Genomic DNA, 18,985 nt, shown 5'->3' on the forward strand with positions numbered 1-18,985 from the left:
CCAATTCGCCGGCCCGGCCGCGACCGATCCCCGACGATCGGGAAATGCGCAGGACTCAGCTCGTCAAATGGACGGTCACCGCTCTCGTCACCGCCCTGACGATCCCGGGCCTGCCGGCCCTCGGCTACCGCAAAGTCATCCGGTACGCGGACTTCAGCGACACCTCGGCCCTCCGCCTCAACGGCACGGCCGCCGTCACCGGTGGTGCCCTGCGCCTGACGAGCGGCCTGCGCAGCCAGGCCGGAACGGCGTGGTCCACGACCCGGCTCAACACCGAGAAGACGTTCCAGACCACTTTCGACGTGTCCATGACCGGCGGCGTGACCCACGCGGACGGCCTGGCCTTCGTCCTGCAGACCGACGGCCCCTCGGTGGTGGGCGGCCGGGGCGGCAGCATCGGCTACGGCGGCCTGACCCACAGCGTGGCGGTAGAACTCGACACGTACCGCAACCCGAACGACCCCGACAACAGCCACGTCGCGATCGTGACCGGCGGCAAGTCGGACGACCCCGCCACGGCCGTGTCCGTGCCGCTCTTCGGCCAGACGCTGCGCATCCGCATCAACTACGACGCGCAGACGCAGCTGATGAAGGTCCGTCTGCGGTCCGTGGAAGCCGGTACCGCCGAGGTGAAGCTCCTGACCCAGGAAGTCGATCTCCGCGAGGCTCTCGGCTCCCGGCGGGCGTGGATGGGCTTCACCGCGGCAACAGGTCAGGAGATGGCCACCCAGGAGATCCACAACTGGACGGTCAAGGTGGCCCGCTGAGCCCACGGGTATCGTTGGGCCCTGACAGCCGCCCCCGGTGACCACTCCCGGCCGCGCAGCTCGGTCCAGCCGACAGAACCGTCGCGCAGATGCCTCTTTCAGGTGACCTCGGCGGACATTTTCCGGGAAAAACATTGTTCCGGCCGCCCCGGAATTGCCCGCAATCATTGGTGAAACAGCCCACCAGGGCCCTCGTCCCGTTCACCCGGCTTGAGATCAAGCAGGGGCGCTGGTAGGCACAGCATTTTCCCAGGCAGGCCTGGACGAGCATGCATATACCCAGGTAGCCGCAGCGCAGAAGGCCGTTGATCCTTCACATCCCCGTCAGCCGAACGGATTAGCCCGGACGGCGCGACCCGGCGGACTTCCGGTATCGGATAGGACAAACGGAAGCACTATCGCGCCCCGGAATGGAATCGGTCATCTTTGTCGCAGCGCCGGAACGCCCCACTGGTTCGGCGCCCACAAAATCATCAAGTGCACCGAGCGTCGACCTTTCCGCGACGTTGCGGAAGTCGCACGCCAAGCCGTTCCAGGAGGAACCCCCCATGCGCAAGATCACCAAGCGTTCCGCTGCCATCATCGCCGCTGCTGTTGTCGGTGTCGGGGCACTCGGCGGAGTCGCTATGGCGAACGGCTGGCTCGTCGGCGGTAAGGGTTACGCCACCGCCTCCGGCGCCAAGGTCTCCGACATGCGTGCGGACGTCACCCTCGACAAGAACATCTACCCGGAGGTCTCGCTGACCGCCACGGCGCTGGTGGACAACCCGAACGAGTTCAACGTCGAGCTGACCGGCATCAAGAACCCGGCTGTCACCGCGAGCAGGGGCGGCGCCGCCAACCCCGGATGCGTCACCGCTCTGAATAACCTCGGACTCGCAGCCGTGACGCCCACCCTTCCGGGAACCGCGCCGATCATCGCCAAGCAGAGCACAGACAAGACGGTCAGCCTGCCACTCACGATCGCGAAGGAATTCCCCCTGGCCTGCCAGGACTCGATCATCAACCTGACCTTCGACTTCGAAGGCACCAGCACCGTCAAGGCCGCGAACGTCTAGTCCCCACCCGTGGCGGGCGAAGCAACGGCTTCGCCCGCCGGCCGTGCCGACCCCTGGGAGACATCATGGACCGTTCGAAATTTGCCGTCGGAACGGCGGCGATGCTGACGGCTCTCCTGCTGGCGGCGGCGTCCGGCACACCGAGCGCCTCCGCCGGCGAGACGATGACCATTACGGGAACGCGCGACAAAGCGCACGGCTACAACCAGCAGACCTTCGGCATCGCCATGGGGGGCAAGGCCCCCAAGGGTCTCTATCCCGGCGTGGTGCGGGAGATGAAGCTGACGCTGCGCAATCCTTATGACTTCGCCCTGAGCGTGAAGAGCCTCGAGGGAAAGGTCGTCTCGACGTCGAAGCGGAAGTGCAAACCCACGGCGAGCAACCTGGTAGCCGGGGACTACTCCGGAAAGCTTCCGCTCGTCGTCCCGCCCCGCGGCAAGGTCGACGCCAAGACGATTCCGCTGTTCATGCCTCCGAATGCCAGCGCCGCCTGCCAAGGAGCCGTCTTCACCATCGAACTGACCGGCACCGCAACGAAGGCCCGCCGATGAAGCATCTGACCAAGCTGTCGTTGGTTGTCGTCACGGCCACCGCCACTCTCTTCGCCGGAAGCATGTATGCGTTCGCCGGATGGACCACCGACGCCCCCAAGACGGTTCTGAAGATGCGATCCGTCGCCATGCCGGCCGGTAATGCCCCCAGTGTGGCGAAGAATGGGAAGAACGCGGCTGTCGACTGGGTGGGAAGCAAGATTGCTCCCGGGGTGAAGGTGCAGAGCTACATCGTGACGCGGTTCGGGGTGGGGAATCCGGTGGTGGTCTGTGATCGGGTCACGACCACCTCATGCAAGGACAAACTCGTTCCGGGCGGGACCTGGACGTGGAAGGTCCAGCCGGTCTTTGCGAGCTGGATCGGTGACTTCAGCCCGGCAAGTGTCGCGCTGACCTTCAGCGGGCCGCCGCCCGCCGCGGCCGACCTTGTCAGTGCGACGTCTCCGGCGGATCCTGCTGCGCCTCTCCCTGCTTCGCCCGCGGCGACACCGACTGCCGCTGCGACCAAGACTGGCGGTGGCGGGGATGAGACGGCAGTCCCGCCACCGCCGCAGGCACCCGTCACCAGTCCTCCTGCGGCGTCTGAGCCGACGCCTGAGGACGCTCCTGTCACCACGCCGCCCGCCCCGGCGACCTCCGGGCCGGTTGGTGATGTTCCGCCGGATCCGCCTGATGCGGGCTGATCCTGAAAGCTTGGCCCCCGACGCCTGTACCGGCGTCGGGGGCCTTTGTGCGTCGGTACACGGAGGGATTAGGCCCTTCGACGTTCAGGATTCCTTGAAATCTGAAAGTCGCGGACGATTGTCCGATGTGATGCATTCTTCTGGCGGGGCATGGTGATCGGGCATTCAGCGGATTGTTGAGAAAGGCCGGCCAATGTGAATGGGGTTCGGCGTCGACCGGCTGACGCCGGACATAGCCCGGCGCTGGTTTGAATTGCCGGGCCCGTAGTGGTAAGCAGGCTGTCTTTGCCGATGAGCCCGCCTTCTGCACGTCGGTGCAGGTCAGGAGCTTGTGGAGTTTCACGTTCCGGTGTCCCTCTTGCGGGTTAAGCCGGACAGACCCTCCTGCGCGATTTATGCGCGGTGAACGGCGGACGGATTCCCGATCACAACGGCATGCGTTTTCGGGGAATGTAATAGGACACCGTTTTCGCCGCCGTACCACCGCAGGAGGATGCTCCGTATGCGCAAGCTCAGCAGACGGTTCGCCGCCGCCATTTGCCCGTTCGGCGCCGGCCGGGTGGCGTCGTGATCCGGGACCTTCCGCCCGTTCGTGACGTACTGACCCGGCGTGACGGCATGTTCCGCCGTGACGGGGAGGGCGGCTTCGGCGAGGGTGAGGCGTCCGAGGGCACGCATGCTTTCCCGGGGCGGACGATCGAGGTGGACCTCGAGGACGAGCCGACCACCGATCTGCGCAGCCGTTCCAAGCGGGGCTGGCTGCGGCGGATCGATGGGCGTACCCGATCGATTTTGACGGGGGCCGCGGTCGCGGCCATCATCGTCAACGCCGGGGCGGTCTGGGCTTATTGGCAGATCACCGGGTCGGAGACGGGGCGGGACACCGCCGGGACGGTCGTGGAGCTCAATCTGCGCGCGCGGTCGGATCTGAACAAGCCGCTCGTGCCGGGCGGCGCCGGCAATCTCACCGTGACCGTCACGAACGACAACGACTTCCCGATCCGGATCACGTCGGTGGCGCCGGGCGAGGGCAACATCATCGCGGATGACGAGCATCGTGAGGCCGGCTGCACCACGACCGGGGTGGTCGTCGCGCAGCGTTCGGTCAAGGTCGAGTGGGATGTTCCGCGGAACACCATCGGCGCGTTCACCGTGCCGGACGGTCTGGCGATGGGCAAGGGGTCCGACAAGGCGTGCAAGGGTGCGACGTTCACGGTGCCGGTGCTGGTCTCGGGTCTGGCGGGCCGGCCCTGAGCGTGGTGACCGTCCGCGTGACGCTGTCGTAGCTGCGGGCGGCGGCAAATCGTCCGCGTGCGACGCCGAGACCCGCCAGTTCGGCGTCGTACGCGGCATGGTCCGGTGCGTTCAGGGCCAGGCTGATGTGCGGCACCCAGGCCTCGGGCGCGTGCAGGGGGTTACGCCGCGTGCCGTCGAGCGCGTGCCACACCGTGGCGTGGAGGTCGCGGAGTTCGTCGGTGAGGACCACCCGCCAGGCCACGGCCTTCCCCAGGAAGATCAGCCCGTCGAGTTCCGCCTCCAGCGGCAGAGCCGGAACGATCTCGGCCGCGGGCGTCAGCGCGTCGGCGGCCACGAGGGTGAGGTGCGGCCGGTTGGTGACGTGGGTGTGCGTCGCCAGGCTGCGCAATCCGGCCTGCCGCAGCCTCTCCCAGACGCCCCGCACCACGTCGTCAAGATCAGGATCAAGGACCAGTTCGACGGTACGCACGCAGCCGACGGTACGTGGGCATCAGGGGCGGCGGCCGCGAGGGCACGCCGCGCCTGATGTCCACCGGGCTTCCCGGGGGACGCCCGAACGGCGCTCCCGCCGGTAACAGAGCGTGGGCGGGCGGGTGCGCCGGAGTGAAATCGTAGCGCCGATATGCAAGTTGCACTACGCCCGGAGGCTATCCACATTGCGCTGCGTACGCGGGGCGGCCGGGTGGCGTTCGATCAGCGGGATCGGGGGCAGCGGCGGGAGCGCACTGCCGGCCACCGAGTCGTAGAGGTGCGCGCGGGCGCGTTCGATCGCCACGTCCGCGATCTGCTCGTCCCGGGACGCCTTGCCTATGCCCTCGGCCATGACCCGCGAGGTCGCCTCGGCGTACCGGCGCACGTCCTTCAGGCCCTGCTCGTAGCCGATGGCCGCCTCGTGTTCGTGGACGCGGGCCTCCCGGGCCTCGGTCCGCTCGTACGCGTTGCCGTGCGACACGAACTTCAGCCCGACCGCGGCGCAGTCCAGCGCGACCAGCAGCAGGGCAACACCCAGGTAGAAGACGCCGATACCCCAGAAGTCGCTGTTCACCAGGTACCACATCGCCTTGGTGCGGGCGCCGAACCCGGCGTCGGCCCGGATCGACTCGGCGTTGACCGTACGCTGGTCGGCGATCTTGGTGGTGAGGTCGGCCTCCTCGGCGGCGCGGGCGGTCCGGGCGGCCTTCTGGGTGTCCTGGAGGCGGGCGGCCTGGGCGTCGAGCCGGGCGGCCTGGTCGTCGAGGCCGCGGGAACGCTGGACCAGCGTGTCGCAGTAGCCGCCGTCGGGGCAGCCGGACCTGCGGGTGACACCGTTGCCCTCGGAGTCGGCGATGGCCTGGTCGTAGAGCTTGCGGGCGTCCCGGCGCTTCTCGGCGGCCCGGGTGTTGAGCGCCTGCACCGCGCGGTTCTCGGCGACCGTCTGCTTCTTCAGATCTCGCAGCCGGGCGTCGTACGCGGCGATCGCCCCGCTGACCTCAACCTTGCTGATCTGCTCGTTGTGCACCTCGTTGAGCCGCGCGTCGATCTCACCCTGGTACCGGGACAGCATCAGCGGCTCGGTGATGATCACGGCGAAGAGCAGCGCGAGGGCCAGACGACCGGCGTAGAGCCCGAACGTCGGCTTGCGCAGCAGGTCCTCGGGGTCCGGCGAGTCCAGGCGCTCGTAGTTGATCGCCACCCGCCCCACCACAGCCCGGTCGTACGCGACCACACCCGTCGCGACCAGCGGCCCGACCAGCCACTGGTACCACGGGTGCGTGTAGTTCGCGCTGGCGTCGACGAAGGCCGCGCCGCCCACGGTCGCGTACGCAAAATAGAGCACGATGAACACGCCGATGGAGCTGTAGAGCACCCGATCGGAATGGGTCGTCACGCTGTCCGGGTTCACGTTGGCGATCCGGAGCAGCACGCGACGACGACGCATGCAGCCGAGTCTTTCCCATCACAGCGGTGTTCGCGGCGAAACGGGTGGATCGAGCGGGGCCGTGGGTAAGGCTTGTGTACGGCATACCTGACGAGCACGAGGAGCACTATGAGTTCCGCAGTACCGGACATCACGCTCAACGACGGACGTACCATCCCGCAGCTCGGCTTCGGCGTCTTCCAGGTGCCGCCGGCGGAAACCCAGAAGGCCGTCGAGACGGCCATCGAGATCGGTTACCGCCACATCGACACCGCCCAGATGTACGGCAACGAGGCCGGCGTCGGTGCCGCCGTCGCCGCGTCGGGTCTGAACCGCGACGAGTTCTTCCTGACCAGCAAGCTCAACAACGGCTTCCACCTGCCGGACGACGCCCGCCGGTCCTTCGACGAGACGCTGAAGGCGCTCGGCACCGACCACATCGACCTGTTCCTGATCCACTGGCCGCTGCCGGGCCGCTACAACGGCGACTTCGTGCAGACGTGGAACACCCTCGAGGAGTTCTACCGCGACGGCCGCGCCCGGTCGATCGGCGTCTCCAACTTCACCCAGCACCACCTCGGGCGGCTGCGCGCCGAGACGCAGGTCCGGCCCGCGGTCAACCAGATCGAGGTCCACCCGTACCTGACGAACGACGACCTGCGCACGTACAACACCGAGAACGAGATCGCGAACGAGGCGTACTCCCCGATCGCCCAGGGTGAGGTGCTCGGCGACCCCGTGATCGTGGACATCGCGCGTCAGGCCGGCAAGTCCCCGGCCCAGGTGGTCCTGCGCTGGCACATCCAGCGCGGCGACATCATCTTCCCCAAATCCAAGACCGCTGACCGCGTACGCGAGAACTTCGAGATCTTCGACTTCGAGCTCGACGGCAGCGCCATGGCCAGCATCACGTCGCTGGACCGGGGCGAGAAGGGCCGCACCGGCGCCAACCCGGACACGATGAACTGGATCCCGGAGAACTGACCTACTTCAGGGCTGTGGGCTCCGTGATGGTCACGCGCACGATCACCGTGGCCTCCACCGTTTGCAGTTGGGGGTCGACCTCGAGCTCGAGGTCGGCTCCCGACGAGCCCCCGACAGCCATCCGGAACATCGGATCGCCGCGGCCGTCGCTGACCTGGTCGGAGATCTCGACGAGCCGGTCGACCTCGGCACCGACTGCTTCCGCATATTCGCGGGCCCGCCCGAGGGCGTCGCTGATGGCGGCCCGGCGCACGTCGGCACCGGCGCGGCTGCCCGGCCGCAGCTGCCACCACGGACCGGAGATCGACGTCTGATCCTGGTTGGCCAGGCGCAGCAGCAACTCGCCGAGAGCACTGAAGTCGGTCACGGTCACCGTCGTGCTGACGCTTCCCGCGTACGCCGCGATGCGCTCGCCGCCGCCCCGCTTGAGCTCGGCATGCACCTGCACACCGCTGGTCTCGCGGCGTTCGATGGCGTCGGGGAAGTCGTCGAGGTGGCTGCGCAGCTCGGCCGCCCGCTCGGTCAGCCGGGTCAGCGCGGTCTGCCTGTCCTTGTCCCGCGCGGACACGGTCACGGAGAAGACCGCCAGCTCGGGCGGGACTTCGCGGGTCGCCTCACCGCGAACGACGATCATCGGTTGGTCGGCCATGCCCTGACGCTACCCGCCGGCCCGGCGTGAACGCGCGGCCAGGAGACCCACCACGAGACCCACGGCCAGCAGCAGAACAAGCCCGGCACCGACGATGACCAGCGGCGGGATGCCGGTTTCCTCGGCCTTTTCCGGAGCAGTCGCTGTTTCGACCGGCTTACTGCTTTGGCTCGGCTTCGCCGCGGGTTGCTCGGCGGTCAGCGCGGCCAGCAGATCGAGCTGCCCCACGCCGTAGTAGTCGTCGCGCCCCTTGTCACCACGGTCGATCGCGGTCGAGGTGAGCCGGTCCATGACCTCGGTGGCGCTCAGCTCCGGATGTTCGGCCCGGATCAGCGCCGCGGACCCGGCCACGATGGCCGCCGCCCCGCTGGTGCCGTTGCCCCGCTGATATTTGCCACCGGGCGCCGGCCCGGGAATCTCCACCCCGGGAGCGACCAGGTCGACGTGCTTGCCGTGGTTGGAGAACTTCGCGACCTTGTTGTTGCGGTCGACGGCACCGACAGCCAGAACCTCGGGATAACCACCCGGGAACTCGGCAACGTTGTCCGTGTCCCCGTCGTTGCCGGCAGTCGCCACCAGCACCACATCAGCGGCGATCGCCTCCTGCACCGCCGCATGCAAACTCTCGGAATCCCGCGTCGCGAAAGACATGTTGATCACCTTCGCGCCGTTCTCGACCGCCCACCGGATCCCCTGCGCCACCAGCACCGGATCGTTCACCGGCCGAATCGGCATGATCTTCGCCGCGGGCGCGATCCCCAGCACCCCGTCGTTGCTGCCGTGCCCCCGCCCGGCGATGACCCCGGCCATGCCGGTGCCGTGCCCGTTGACGTCGAGGTTGCCGGAAGGCTTGTCCTGCGCCACCTGCCGCCCCGGCAGCACAGCACCCTTCAGATCAGGATGCGTGCCGTCCACCCCGGTATCCAGCAGACCGACGGTGATGCCCTCGCCCTTACTGATCTTCTGCGCCTGAGCGACCTTCAACGGCCCCCAGAACCACTGCTGCTCGCGCACAGCATCAGCCCGAGCCGGCGCCGCCGTACCCACCACAAAAGCCAGCGCCGCCACGACCGCAACACCCTGCCGCACCCAGCCACCATCCCGCCGGCCATGACCAGACAGCAGAATCCGCCCTGGCCAGGCGACCGAGCCCCGCCCGCTCCCCACAGCACCGCTGGGCCGCGGAGCCCTTGCGGGGGTAATCACAGGCTGCAAAAGCCGGGCCGCGGACGTGTCGGACTGCGAACCTGGGCCAGACCTCACGGTCGGGACAGGCCGTGAGGGTTGGCCTGAGGGTGTTGGGGTCACCCGCGCCAGCCGATGACGTTGGGGCCGGGGTCGTGGCGGGCGGTGTCCGGGGCCGGGGCGATGACGGGGTTGACGCCTTCGGCCACCTGCCATGGGTTGTCGGGGTCGAACGGGGGCTGCTCGCCGTCGCCGGTGCGGCGGGTGCCGCGGGCGGTGCCGGTCAGGCCGGGGGTGCCGGCTCCGGCGCGGGCGGAGCCGACCGGCTCGTCCGGCAGCCAGGACGGGCGGGGTGGGCGGACGGGTTCGCTCCGACCGGCGCCGCGAGCTGCTCCCGGGCGCGCACCGGCAACACCACCACGACCGGCCGGACCGCCGACGCTTCCAGCGCCACCACGACCGGCCGCGCCGCCGACGCCACCGGCGCCTGATGCACCGCCGCCGCGGGGGCCGGTGGCGGGTCGGCCTGCGGCGCCGCCGACGCCGCCGTGGGGGAGGCCGTTCGTGCCGCGGCCGGCGCCGGCCACGGACTCGCCGATGACTGCGCCGGAAGGCAGGGCGCGCGGGCCGGTTCCGGCGGGGCGGACGCCGCGGGCGGCACCGCCGACACCGTTGGCACCGAGTCCAGTCACGCCGCCACCCGTGCGGGGGCCGGTTGCGCCGCCCGTGCCGATGCCGCGTGGACCTCCCGCGCCGCCGACGCCCGGGCCGACGATCGGGCTGGGCGGTGGGGGCACGATGCCGCCACCGCCGCCGGTCGGGGGAACCACGCCGGTGCCGGGCGGGCCGGTCGGCGGGGCTGCCGGAGGCGGGTTGATGACCCCGGAAAGACCGGGACCGGTGACGGTCCCGCCGCCACCGCCACCGCCGCCGTCGGTCGGGCCGCCGGGCGAGTCCGGTGTCGGAGCACCGCCGTCGGGCACGATCGGGTCGTGGCCGGGCAGTGGGGGCACAGGGTTGTGCGGCACGGGGATGTCGGTGCTCGAACCGCCGCGGGTCGAGGACGCGCTTCCCGAGCCCGACCCGGTGTTGGACGTGGAGCCGCCGGGCTTGTCCTCGGGCTCCCACTCGGGGTCGATGGGGTCGAGCACATAGGACTCCGGGACGCGGAGGCGGGCGACGTTGTCCTGGACGATCTGCTCAGCGGTGATCATGTGCTGCTGAGCCTTCTTGTCCAGCTCGTCCTCGGCGTTGTCCCACCACGCCGGGGTCAGGTCGTCGCTCTTCTCCTTGTACTGCTCCCAGAGCGGCTTGATGTTGTTCTTCGCCTGGCGCAGCGCCTCGAGGATGTTGGCGAGGCCGGTTGCGGTGTCGTCGGCGTCGGTCTTGGCCTGGTCCATGCGGGCGAGGAGCGTGTCGAGCTCCTCGACGAAGGCGGCCGAGCTCATGTTCTGCTCCGGCGGCCAGGCCGTCACGAGGGCCTCGCGGGCCTTGAGCAGGAGACTGCGCTGGTCCTTGACCGCGCCGGAGATCTCGCCCCAGGCGGCGACCTGGCGCCAGGCCTCGGGGTCGTCCTCGTTCATCACCATCGACCACAGGCGCGGGGTGTTGTAGGAGCCCCAGGCCGTGCACCAGCTGCTGTTCAGCACGGGATCGCTCACATCGCCACCGCCGGTCCACCGTGCCGCGGGTTGTCGGCCCGGTCGGCCGCGATGCGGGCGGCGCGGGCCTCCTGGGCCGCGGTCCACAGTGCGTGCTCGACGAGCTTGGTGCCCTCGGCCGACTTGGCGTCGACGGCGTCGAAGTCGGCCGCGACCTTTTCCGCGGCGGCGGCGAGGAGCCGGGCCGCGGACAGGTAGTTGGTGAGATTGCTGGTCGACGCGCTCAAGCTCTGGGCGTAGCGCTGCTTGGCGGCGTGCACTCCACCGCTGACATTCGACTCACCGAACGGAACGCTGTCGAGCGGCATCTTGGCCCGGCCGACCGCAGGCTCGGTCACGTTGTCGGTGTCGGCCCGCACGTCCGTGGCGAACTTGTTGAGCCCGCCTGTCTCGACATTGATCTGATCACCCATGACAGCCTCCCCGTAGACGCGCCGTCACAACGCTCTGAGGGTAGCGACCACAGACGACATCCGGGTACCCCGGAGGGCCCGGTCAGGCGGTCAGACGGGCGACAGCCGCGGCGACACGTTCATCGGTGGCGGTCAACGCGATGCGGACGTGCCGCGCCGCGGACGGGCCGTAGAACGCGCCCGGTGCGGCCAGGATGCCGCGCTGGGCGAGCCAGTCGACGGTGGCCCAGCAGTCCTCGCCGCGGGTCGACCACAGGTAGAGGCCGGCGGCGGAGTGCTCGATCTCGAACCCGGCCTTGAGCAGCGCTTCCCTGAGCGACTCCCGGCGGGCCGCGTAGAGAGCGCGCTGGTCGGCGACGTGTGTCTCGTCGCCGAGCGCGGCCACCATCGCGGCCTGCACGGGCGCCGGCACGATCATGCCGGCGTGTTTGCGGACCGCGAGCAGCTCGGCGATGAGCGCCGGGTCGCCACCGAGGAAGCCCGCGCGGTAACCGGCCAGGTTGGAGCGCTTGGAGAGCGAGTGCACCGACACGACGCCGGTGTAGTCGCCGCCGCAGACCTCGTCGGCGAGCACGGAGACCGGGGTCTCGTCCCAGCCCAGCGTCAGGTAGCACTCGTCGCTGACCACGACCGCTCCGCGCTCGCGGGCCCAGTCGACCACCTTGCGCAGGTGGGCGGCGGGCAGCACACGGCCGGTCGGGTTGGACGGCGAGTTGATCCAGACGAGCTTGACGCGCGGGTCGGGACCCAGCGCGGTCAGTGAGTCGGCGCGCACCACCTCGGCACCGGCCAGCCGGACCCCGACCTCGTACGTCGGGTAGCAGACCTGCGGGATGACAACGACGTCACCGGGACCGACGCCCAGCAGGGTCGGCAGCCACGCCACCAGCTCCTTGGAGCCGATGGTCGGCAGCACACCGAGCTTGCCGGACGCGCCGCAGGTGCGGGCCAGCCACTCCGCGATGGCCGTCCGCAGCGCCGGGGTGCCCGCGGTGAGCGGATATCCCGGTGCGTCGGACGCCTCCGCGAGCGCGGCCCGGATCAGCGCCGGGACCGGGTCGACCGGGGTGCCGATCGAGAGGTCCACGAGGCCGTCCGGGTGCGCCGCGGCGACAGCCTTGGCCGGCTCCAGCAGGTCCCAGGGGAAGTCGGGCAGTGCGGCCGACAACACGTCAGTGATCGCCTCGAGGCGCCTGTGCCGCCACGAACGGGGTGTCCTTCTCGATCTTGCCGACCTTGGACGCGCCACCGGGCGAGCCGAGGCCCTCGAAGAACTCGTAGTTCGCGTTGGTGTAGTCCTTCCACTGCTCCGGGACGTCATCCTCGTAGAAGATGGCCTCGACCGGGCAGACCGGCTCGCACGCACCGCAGTCGACGCACTCATCGGGGTGGATGTAGAGCATCCGGTTGCCCTCGTAGATGCAGTCGACGGGGCATTCTTCGATGCACGCCTTGTCGAGCACATCGACGCAGGGCTCAGCGATGATGTAGGTCACGGGTCTTTCCCTTCCAGAGCCACACCGCGGGACACCGCGGCGGTACGAGCAGAGCCTAGTATCTCGCCGGGAGGAGGTGGCACGTGCTCCGACGGCAGGATGTGGGACACCGCGTGGTCGTTCGCCGAATTGTAGGCGTTTCCCAGGATCGCCCACTTTTCACGGACGCGCTCGGTGAGCTTGTCGAATTGACGGAGACGGAACTCACTCTCGCCACCGCCAAGGGCACCCTGCGCGTGCCGCTCGCCGAGGTCCACCGGGCCAAACGGGTGCCCGCGGCGCGCCGCCCGCCCGCCGCCGACGTGATCGCCCTGGAGCTGGCGGCGAACGATGCTTGGCCTGCTCCGATCCAGGCCCGGCTGGGCGGCTGGATCCTGCGCGCCGCGGACAACTGGACCGGCCGCGCGAACGCCGCGCTCGCCGTCGGTGACCCGGACCGCACGCTCGGCGCCGCGATCGACGCGGTCGAGCAGTGGTATGCCGCCAAGGGTCAGCGCCCCATGATCAACACCCCGATGCCGCTCGCCGCCCCGGTCAACGCCGCGCTGGACGCCCGCGGCTGGACGGCCCGCCCGCTGGTCCTGGTGCAGACCGGCCCCGTGCAGCCGCTGCTCACCGAGGTCGCCGCCCGCCGGGATCTCCCACCGGTCGAGCTGGCCGACTCCCCCACCGACGCCTGGTACGCCATGGTCGCCGCGCACAAGGGCGCCCTGCCGGCGACGGCCAGGCAGATCATCACGGGCGTGCCGGACGTGGTGTTCGCCTCGGTTCAGGACGAGACCGGCAACCTGCTCGCGGTCGCCCGCGGCGCGGTCACCGGCCCCGACCGCTGGCTCGGGCTCTCCCTGGTGCAGACCGCGCCCTCAGCACGCCGCCGCGGCCTGGGTCGGCACGTGATGCGCGCGGTGGCCCAGTGGGCCACGCAGAGGGGCGCCGCCCGGGCCTATCTGCAGGTGGAGGAGAACAACGCCGGGGCTGTGGGGCTCTACCAGAGCCTCGGCTTCAGCACTCACCACACCTATCTCACGCGTGAGGCCCCAGAAGCCGTTCGGTGAGGTCCCGGACGGCCTTCGTGACCTCCGGTGTCACGTGCTGCCGGAGCTGTTCGGCGTCGACCAGCGTTCCCGGGCTCAGATCCGGGGCCGTGGCCGCGTGGAGGATCGGCCGGGCCGCTTCCGCCGCCGGACGCTGAACGCCCTGCTGGATCACGTCCCACATCGAGCGCATCGCGGGCGGCAGCATCCGGATCTCCATCGCGGCGGCGTTCGGGGTGGCGGCCGGGCCGGGATCGGCCACGACCAGCGTGATGCCGCGCTCGTGGAGATCGTCGGCGACGTCGAGCGCCCAGGACAGGTTCGCGAGCTTCGCGCGGCCCGTGACGGCGAGTCCGTAGTGCTCACCGGGCACCTCGACGTCCGCGAAGTCCGGCACGGCGGCCATCATCGCGCTCGAGGTCACCTGCACGACCCGGCTGGGTGCGCCCGCCGCCAGCACGCCGGTCAGCGCGCTGGTCAGCAGGTACGGCGTCAGATGGTTGAGCACAAAACTGGCCTCGAGCCCGTCGGCGGTCTCCCAGCGGTGCGCGAACATGCCACCGGCGTTGTTGACCAGCAGGTGCAGCGGGCCCTCCTGCGCCAGCCGGGCGCCCAGGTCACGCACGGTTCCGAGCGAGGACAGGTCGGCAGCGAGGAAGCGCACCTCGGCGCCCGCGATCTCGTCCCGCAGGGTGCGGACTGCGGACGCCCCACGTGCCTCGTCGCGGGCGATGATCGTCACCGCGTACCCGGATCGGAGCAGGCCGCGGGCGGTCTCGAAGCCGATGCCGGCGCTGCCGGCGGTGATGATGGCCTGTGAAGTCATGCCCGGAATCGTGGGGTTCCGGCGGAGGCCGGGGTAGGCCGGGCGAGGCATGGTTGCGATGCCGCGACGGCATGGCAGATCGTGCAACAGTGGGCGGGTGAGCGACATCGACCTGCGCCATCTGCGGTACCTGATCGCGGTGGCCGACGAGGGTGGGTTCACCCGTGCGGCCGAGCGGCTCGGGATGACCCAGCCGGCGCTGTCGCGGGCCGTGCGGGGCCTGGAGGACGAGGTCGGTGTCCCGCTGCTGATCCGCCTGCACCGCGGGGTGGAGCTGACCACCGCCGGCAAGGTGCTGGTCGAGGCGGCACGCGGCATCACCACGGCGATGGAGACCGCTCTGCGCCGGTCGCGTCAGGCCGCCGAGGAGAGCACGCGGTTGCGGATCAGCGCGCGCGGCTGCGAGGTGGCCGCGGCGGAAGAGCTCAAGCGGGGCTGGGCCGAGCCGGTCGAGGTGCTCGTCACGGACCGGCGGTCGCAGAGCGACGTGCTGCGCGAGGGCGGCGCCGAGCTGGCGCTCATCCGCGGACCGTTCGACGACCGCGGCCTGGACAGCGACGTGCTCTCCACCGAGCCACGGATCGTCCTGCTGCACGCCTCTCACCGCCTCGCGGACAGCGCCGTCATCGCCCGTGCGGACCTGTCACCGGACCCGGTTGTCGTCTGGTCGGGCAGCGGCCGGCAGGAGCGTGACTACTGGCTGGGCATCGACTCCGGCCACCGTGACGTGATCGTGGGGCCGGAGGTCGACGACGTCCTGCAGATGCTGGCCCGGGTGCGGCTGGGCGAGGCCATCGCCTTCGCACCGCTGGCCATGCTGCGACTGCTGACCCTGCCCGATGACGTGCGGACGGTGCCGGTCGACGGCCTGACCGACACCGAGATCCGGATCGTCTGGGTCCAGGAGGAGACCTCCCCGGCCATCGCCCGCTTCGTCCGGTACGCGGTGAGGAGCTAGCGGCGCACCACGCGGCGCGGCTTGGTGGTCTTGGCCCGGGCGAAGGCCTGCAGCGACCGGGAGCGGTAGTCGCGCCCGAGCATCGTGGCGACCCAGTAGCCCAGGAGCGTGCCCACGATGGCGAAGCCGCCGTAGAGCCAGATCTGGGAGAAGAAGTTGCCGGCGCCCGCGGCGAACGGCGTGTCACCGCTGATGAACGGGCCGATCAGGATGGTCAGCAGCATGCCGCCGATCGCCGACGCGGCCAGCTCGGGCAGCCACGAGCTGGGCGGCACCCGCTGTGCGCGGATGAACGCGACAACCGCGAGCACCACGCCGATGACCGCGAACATGATGATCGAGACGGTGTTCTGCGCCGAGTCGTTGTCGGCAAAACCGATGCGGATCACCACCCGGGCGACCACGTTGATCGCGAACAGAGCGGCTGCCAGCACCGCGATCGGCACCCAACGCTGCCTCATGACGTCCTCCCCGGACGGGCTACGGCTTCGCGCCGCAAATGAACCGTGGCTCGGGATCGTAGCGCCAGGTGAACTTCTCGCGCTCGACCTCTTTGCCATCCTTGCGGATGACGCGCCATGCGTCCTGGGTGAAACCTGGGAGTCCGCTGCTTGTTATGCACTTCGGGCCGGGCTCGCGGTAGACGGTCGGCGGCGACGTGATGTTGCGGCGTGGGCTGCGTACGGTCTTGACGCTGTCGTAGACCTTGGTGCTCCACATCGTCACGGACACCGACTTGCTGGTGTACGACGTGTCGATGTAGATGCCGTACGGCGTGGTGTTCTTGAACTTCAGATCGAGCGTCGGGTAGAAGATCGTCGACTCGATGACGGCCGGATAGCGCGAGAAGTAGAACGAGTGCGGCTTGTGCTCGACGTCCTCGAGACCGGCGTAGTAGGCGGCGTTGAAGAGTGTCGTCGTGAACTGTGAGGCACCGCCGCCGACACCCGGCTCGAGTTTGCCGCCGACGATGACCGGCGCGTCCTTGTAACCGGCCGCGTAGTCGCGTTCGCCGGTGTGGTCGTTCAGGGAGAACGTCTCGCCGGGCCGGACGATCGCACCGTCGACGGCCCGGGCCACGGTCATGATGTTCTGGCTGCGGGGCGAGCTGCTGCCGCCGGTGAAGTAGGTCGTGAAGGCCGAGACCTTCTCCTTGACGCCCAGCTTGGCCAGCTCGGCGTCGGTCACGTTCGAGTGCTGGGAGCTCAGGGTCGCCTCGACGGACCGCGGCTCGGGGTTCGGCAGGACGGCGAGCAGGGCCGGCCCGAGCTTGGCCAGGTCGACCAGGTCACCCGGCTTTCCCGCCTCGATCTTCGGCTTCCCGCCGGACAGGACGATCTTTGCTTCCTCGGGGGCCTTCTCGACCTTGGCGAACTGCCGCGCGGCGGCCGCGTGCAGCTTCGGGCCGTCGACGGCCGGAGTGAGCTTGCCGTTGTCGTCGGAGCGGAAGACGAGGCCCTTGGCGATGGCCTTCGGGCTCAGCGTGAACGACTTCTTTCCGACGGTGACCTTGACCGGCGCCGCGACAGCCGGGGTGGCCAGATCCGCCACCAGGGCGTCGACCTGCTCCTTCGTGGTTGCCGGCGGCTTGTCCACCAGCTCGACAGCGGCCGTGCCGCCGACCAGCCACGCCTCGCGGATCGCCGCGGCGGCACCGGGCACGTCGAGGTTCCGGCCCACCTCCGGATAGGTGGGTTTCGGCTTCAGGCCCGCGTACACGAGGCCCGGTTTCCTGATCGTGATCTTGCTGGGGTCGAGCTGCTCGCGGAGCACCGCCTCCAGCTCGGCCTCGTCGAGCTCGATGACCGGCCGGACCGGCCGCTCGCCGAAGAACGCCGGGTTGCCCTTCATCGCCTTGCCGACGGTGAGCTCCACGTCGAGCTTCAGGTTGATGTCGGCCGGCTCGACGGAGATCATCTCGCCCGCGAGATCCACGGCCACGGCGTCACCCGTACGCGGGCCCAGCGCGTCGGTCAGCGTGCGTTCGGCCTCGGAGCGGGACTGGCCGCCAAGATCGACGCCGAGGACGCGGGTGCCCCGGGGAACGTCACCGGTGTACGCCCAGGCGGCCACTCCGGCGCCCGCGACGAGCACGGCGGCGACCGTCGCCACCACGACGACCCGCGTGCGGTTGATCAAGGGCGGCGGGGCTGAATCGGAGGCGACCACGGCGCAAGTGTGCAGGCCGGGCGCGTGGGGCGACAAACGCCACGACCGGTCGTCACTGCTTTGTGACAGGCGGCCGCTTCAAGATCAGCCGGTACATGTACACGGCGAAGGTGAGGCTGCCGACGAGGATCATCACGAGGGCGACCCAGTTGTCACCACTGATCAGATAGTCGCCCTCGGTGGTGCGGACGCCCGCGGCAAAGAACATGATCAACGTCCAGACGGCCCACGGCACGCCCAGCCCCCAGCGCCGGCCGACGGTCGTCACCGCGAACCACGACAGCGCGACGTTGGCCACGACGGTCGCGAGCACGGCCACGCCGATCGGGATGCCGCCGATCCGCAGCGGCGACAGGAACAGCTCCAGGAACGCCGTGAGAACCGCGGCGACCACGGAGACGACGATCCCGCCCGTCCGGACCACGATTTCCAGCGCGCGGCTCGGCTCGCGCTGCGGCGGTGCCGGCTCGGCGGACGACGTGACGGGCGCCTCGATCGTCATCGCCCGACCACGTTGCTGAACAGGTCGTCCTCCCACTTGTGCGGGCCGCTCACCTCGCCACGCTCGCCCTTGACCAGCGTGAAGTACTCGACACCCATGAACTCGCCGCCGAAGTCCCCGGCGATGCCGTACAGCCAGGAGTTGTCCGGGATCTGGGTGGCGTGCGCGCGCATCGCCGCGACCTTCTGCTCGTAGAAGTCGGTGCCGTCGATCCGGGCCGCGATCTCGTCGTCCGGGTGCCCGAACGGCAGGTCCTCGACGTTCACCACGTCGGCGAAGGGGTTGTCGTCCATCCCCTTGAACGCCTCCATGCCGCCCTCGAGCACACTGCGCGGCATCGCGGTCCAGTAGATCTTCTCGGGGCCGAAACCCTCGGCGTCGGCCAGCTCGGCCGCGCGCATCGCGACACGGTGCGCCTGGATGTGGTCCGGGTGGCCGTAGAAGCCGTTCTCGTCGTACGTGATCAGCACCTGCGGGCGTACCTCCCGCATGATCTCCAGGCACTGCCGGGCCGCCTCCTCGAGGTCGGCCCCCCAGAAGGCCCGGGGATGGTTGTTGGTCTCCAGACCCATCATGCCGGAGTCGCGGTAGCGACCCGCACCACCGAGAAAACGGTGATCGGTGACGCCGAGCGCGGCGCAGGCACGCTCCAGCTCGACGATTCGCCAGCCCCCGAGCTGGTCGGCCTGCTTGGCCTCCAGCTGCTCCAGCGCGGGCACGTGGATCTCGCCCTCCTCGCCGAGTGTGCAGGTCACGAGGGTCACCGAGGCACCCTCGGCGGCATAGCGGGCCATGGTCGAGCCGGTGCCGGTGACCTCGTCGTCGGGGTGGGCGTGCACGAGCATGAGGCGGCGTGCAGGCAGCGCATTCGTCACGCGCGCCACTCTACGCGCGA

At 69.8% G+C, this 18,985-nt stretch carries 21 protein-coding genes; 8 read left to right on the top strand and 13 right to left on the bottom strand.

Annotated elements, in window-relative coordinates:
* Nucleotides 1-44: 44 nt before the first annotated feature.
* The 5 genes from AFR_RS38885 to AFR_RS38900 all read left to right on the top strand — a co-directional run bounded on the left by AFR_RS38885 (nt 45) and on the right by AFR_RS38900 (nt 4,313).
* Complete coding sequence (locus AFR_RS38885; RefSeq protein ID WP_023562325.1) at nt 45-767, top strand: L-type lectin-domain containing protein; 723 nt, start codon at nt 45-47, stop codon at nt 765-767.
* Between the two features lie 548 nt (nt 768-1,315).
* On the top strand, nt 1,316-1,825 hold the full coding sequence (locus tag AFR_RS38890) for a hypothetical protein (protein ID WP_023562326.1): 510 nt from the start codon (nt 1,316-1,318) through the stop codon (nt 1,823-1,825).
* 65 nt (nt 1,826-1,890) lie between these two features.
* Entirely contained in the window at nt 1,891-2,376 is a 486-nt protein-coding gene (locus AFR_RS38895; RefSeq protein WP_023562327.1) for a hypothetical protein, read from the top strand.
* A complete protein-coding gene (locus AFR_RS46505) occupies nt 2,373-3,059 on the top strand; it encodes a hypothetical protein (protein WP_148308197.1) in 687 nt (228 codons plus the stop codon). Before AFR_RS38895 ends, AFR_RS46505 begins: the two co-directional genes overlap by 4 nt.
* 567 nt (nt 3,060-3,626) lie before the next feature.
* Nucleotides 3,627-4,313: a hypothetical protein gene (locus AFR_RS38900; RefSeq protein ID WP_238547190.1), complete on the top strand. Its 687-nt coding sequence runs from the start codon at nt 3,627-3,629 to the stop codon at nt 4,311-4,313.
* Here the strand turns inward: AFR_RS38900 and AFR_RS38905 are convergent.
* Together AFR_RS38905 and AFR_RS38910 are read right to left on the bottom strand one after the other, a co-directional pair.
* The gene (locus tag AFR_RS38905; protein ID WP_023562329.1) at nt 4,270-4,785 is read right to left on the bottom strand and encodes a 2'-5' RNA ligase family protein; all 516 of its coding nucleotides are present in this window, start codon (nt 4,783-4,785) and stop codon (nt 4,270-4,272) included. The genes AFR_RS38900 and AFR_RS38905 overlap by 44 nt on opposite strands.
* 165 nt (nt 4,786-4,950) lie before the next feature.
* Entirely contained in the window at nt 4,951-6,234 is a 1,284-nt protein-coding gene (locus AFR_RS38910; RefSeq protein WP_041841466.1) for a DUF4407 domain-containing protein, read from the bottom strand.
* Between the two features lie 108 nt (nt 6,235-6,342).
* On the opposite strand from AFR_RS38910, the gene AFR_RS38915 reads away from it, so the two are divergent.
* Nucleotides 6,343-7,197 carry an aldo/keto reductase gene (locus AFR_RS38915; protein ID WP_023562331.1) on the top strand — a complete coding sequence of 285 codons (855 nt, stop codon included), beginning with the start codon at nt 6,343-6,345 and terminating at the stop codon, nt 7,195-7,197.
* A 1-nt stretch (nt 7,198) separates the two neighbouring features.
* Here AFR_RS38915 and AFR_RS38920 read toward each other — a convergent pair whose 3' ends face one another.
* The 6 genes from AFR_RS38920 to fdxA form a co-directional block, all read right to left on the bottom strand.
* The gene (locus tag AFR_RS38920) at nt 7,199-7,846 is read right to left on the bottom strand and encodes an SIMPL domain-containing protein (protein ID WP_023562332.1); all 648 of its coding nucleotides are present in this window, start codon (nt 7,844-7,846) and stop codon (nt 7,199-7,201) included.
* A 9-nt stretch (nt 7,847-7,855) separates the two neighbouring features.
* Nucleotides 7,856-8,935 carry a type VII secretion-associated serine protease mycosin gene (mycP, locus tag AFR_RS38925; protein ID WP_041841467.1) on the bottom strand — a complete coding sequence of 360 codons (1,080 nt, stop codon included), beginning with the start codon at nt 8,933-8,935 and terminating at the stop codon, nt 7,856-7,858.
* A gap of 215 nt (nt 8,936-9,150) precedes the next feature.
* Nucleotides 9,151-10,692, bottom strand: a complete 1,542-nt coding sequence (locus AFR_RS44355) for a hypothetical protein (RefSeq protein WP_023562334.1) — start codon at nt 10,690-10,692, stop codon at nt 9,151-9,153.
* Nucleotides 10,689-11,105 (bottom strand): hypothetical protein, encoded by a 417-nt coding sequence (locus AFR_RS38935; protein ID WP_023562335.1) that lies wholly within the window; start codon nt 11,103-11,105, stop codon nt 10,689-10,691. Before AFR_RS38935 ends, AFR_RS44355 begins: the two co-directional genes overlap by 4 nt.
* Nucleotides 11,106-11,187: 82 nt before the next feature.
* Nucleotides 11,188-12,276 carry a succinyldiaminopimelate transaminase gene (gene dapC / locus AFR_RS38940; protein WP_052359568.1) on the bottom strand — a complete coding sequence of 363 codons (1,089 nt, stop codon included), beginning with the start codon at nt 12,274-12,276 and terminating at the stop codon, nt 11,188-11,190.
* A gap of 1 nt (nt 12,277) precedes the next feature.
* Nucleotides 12,278-12,601 carry a ferredoxin gene (fdxA, locus tag AFR_RS47550; RefSeq protein ID WP_023562337.1) on the bottom strand — a complete coding sequence of 108 codons (324 nt, stop codon included), beginning with the start codon at nt 12,599-12,601 and terminating at the stop codon, nt 12,278-12,280.
* 83 nt (nt 12,602-12,684) lie between these two features.
* On the opposite strand from fdxA, the gene AFR_RS38950 reads away from it, so the two are divergent.
* Nucleotides 12,685-13,656 (top strand): GNAT family N-acetyltransferase, encoded by a 972-nt coding sequence (locus AFR_RS38950; protein ID WP_041841468.1) that lies wholly within the window; start codon nt 12,685-12,687, stop codon nt 13,654-13,656.
* Here the strand turns inward: AFR_RS38950 and AFR_RS38955 are convergent.
* Complete coding sequence (locus AFR_RS38955; RefSeq protein WP_023562339.1) at nt 13,625-14,461, bottom strand: SDR family NAD(P)-dependent oxidoreductase; 837 nt, start codon at nt 14,459-14,461, stop codon at nt 13,625-13,627. The two genes, AFR_RS38950 and AFR_RS38955, sit on opposite strands and share 32 nt — an antisense overlap.
* Before the next feature lie 97 nt (nt 14,462-14,558).
* Between AFR_RS38955 and AFR_RS38960 the strand changes: the two genes are divergently transcribed.
* A complete protein-coding gene (locus AFR_RS38960) occupies nt 14,559-15,419 on the top strand; it encodes a LysR family transcriptional regulator (RefSeq protein WP_023562340.1) in 861 nt (286 codons plus the stop codon).
* Here the strand turns inward: AFR_RS38960 and AFR_RS38965 are convergent.
* The 4 genes from AFR_RS38965 to mshB are packed head-to-tail and all read right to left on the bottom strand — an operon-like array spanning nt 15,416 to nt 18,935.
* Nucleotides 15,416-15,880: a hypothetical protein gene (locus AFR_RS38965; RefSeq protein WP_041841469.1), complete on the bottom strand. Its 465-nt coding sequence runs from the start codon at nt 15,878-15,880 to the stop codon at nt 15,416-15,418. The genes AFR_RS38960 and AFR_RS38965 overlap by 4 nt on opposite strands.
* A 19-nt stretch (nt 15,881-15,899) precedes the next feature.
* On the bottom strand, nt 15,900-17,657 hold the full coding sequence (locus AFR_RS38970) for a VanW family protein (protein WP_438829959.1): 1,758 nt from the start codon (nt 17,655-17,657) through the stop codon (nt 15,900-15,902).
* Entirely contained in the window at nt 17,641-18,090 is a 450-nt protein-coding gene (locus AFR_RS38975; RefSeq protein WP_023562343.1) for a hypothetical protein, read from the bottom strand. Before AFR_RS38975 ends, AFR_RS38970 begins: the two co-directional genes overlap by 17 nt.
* A complete protein-coding gene (mshB, locus tag AFR_RS38980) occupies nt 18,087-18,935 on the bottom strand; it encodes an N-acetyl-1-D-myo-inositol-2-amino-2-deoxy-alpha-D-glucopyranoside deacetylase (protein ID WP_023562344.1) in 849 nt (282 codons plus the stop codon). The genes AFR_RS38975 and mshB overlap by 4 nt, the downstream gene beginning before the upstream one ends.
* Between the last annotated feature and the right edge of the window lie 50 nt (nt 18,936-18,985).

The sequence above is a fragment of the Amorphoplanes friuliensis DSM 7358 genome (assembly GCF_000494755.1).
Lineage (GTDB): Bacteria > Actinomycetota > Actinomycetes > Mycobacteriales > Micromonosporaceae > Actinoplanes > Actinoplanes friuliensis.

Coding starts and splice junctions, on each gene's coding strand:
- AFR_RS38885 (WP_023562325.1), top strand. CDS start 45: ATGCGCAGGACTCAGCTCGTCAAATGGACGGTCACCGCTCTCGTCACC.
- AFR_RS38890 (WP_023562326.1), top strand. CDS start 1,316: ATGCGCAAGATCACCAAGCGTTCCGCTGCCATCATCGCCGCTGCTGTT.
- AFR_RS38895 (WP_023562327.1), top strand. CDS start 1,891: ATGGACCGTTCGAAATTTGCCGTCGGAACGGCGGCGATGCTGACGGCT.
- AFR_RS46505 (WP_148308197.1), top strand. CDS start 2,373: ATGAAGCATCTGACCAAGCTGTCGTTGGTTGTCGTCACGGCCACCGCC.
- AFR_RS38910 (WP_041841466.1), bottom strand. CDS start 6,234: ATGCGTCGTCGTCGCGTGCTGCTCCGGATCGCCAACGTGAACCCGGAC.
- AFR_RS38915 (WP_023562331.1), top strand. CDS start 6,343: ATGAGTTCCGCAGTACCGGACATCACGCTCAACGACGGACGTACCATC.
- AFR_RS38920 (WP_023562332.1), bottom strand. CDS start 7,846: ATGGCCGACCAACCGATGATCGTCGTTCGCGGTGAGGCGACCCGCGAA.
- AFR_RS38935 (WP_023562335.1), bottom strand. CDS start 11,105: ATGGGTGATCAGATCAATGTCGAGACAGGCGGGCTCAACAAGTTCGCC.
- AFR_RS38955 (WP_023562339.1), bottom strand. CDS start 14,461: ATGACTTCACAGGCCATCATCACCGCCGGCAGCGCCGGCATCGGCTTC.
- AFR_RS38965 (WP_041841469.1), bottom strand. CDS start 15,880: ATGAGGCAGCGTTGGGTGCCGATCGCGGTGCTGGCAGCCGCTCTGTTC.
- AFR_RS38975 (WP_023562343.1), bottom strand. CDS start 18,090: ATGACGATCGAGGCGCCCGTCACGTCGTCCGCCGAGCCGGCACCGCCG.
- mshB (WP_023562344.1), bottom strand. CDS start 18,935: ATGCTCGTGCACGCCCACCCCGACGACGAGGTCACCGGCACCGGCTCG.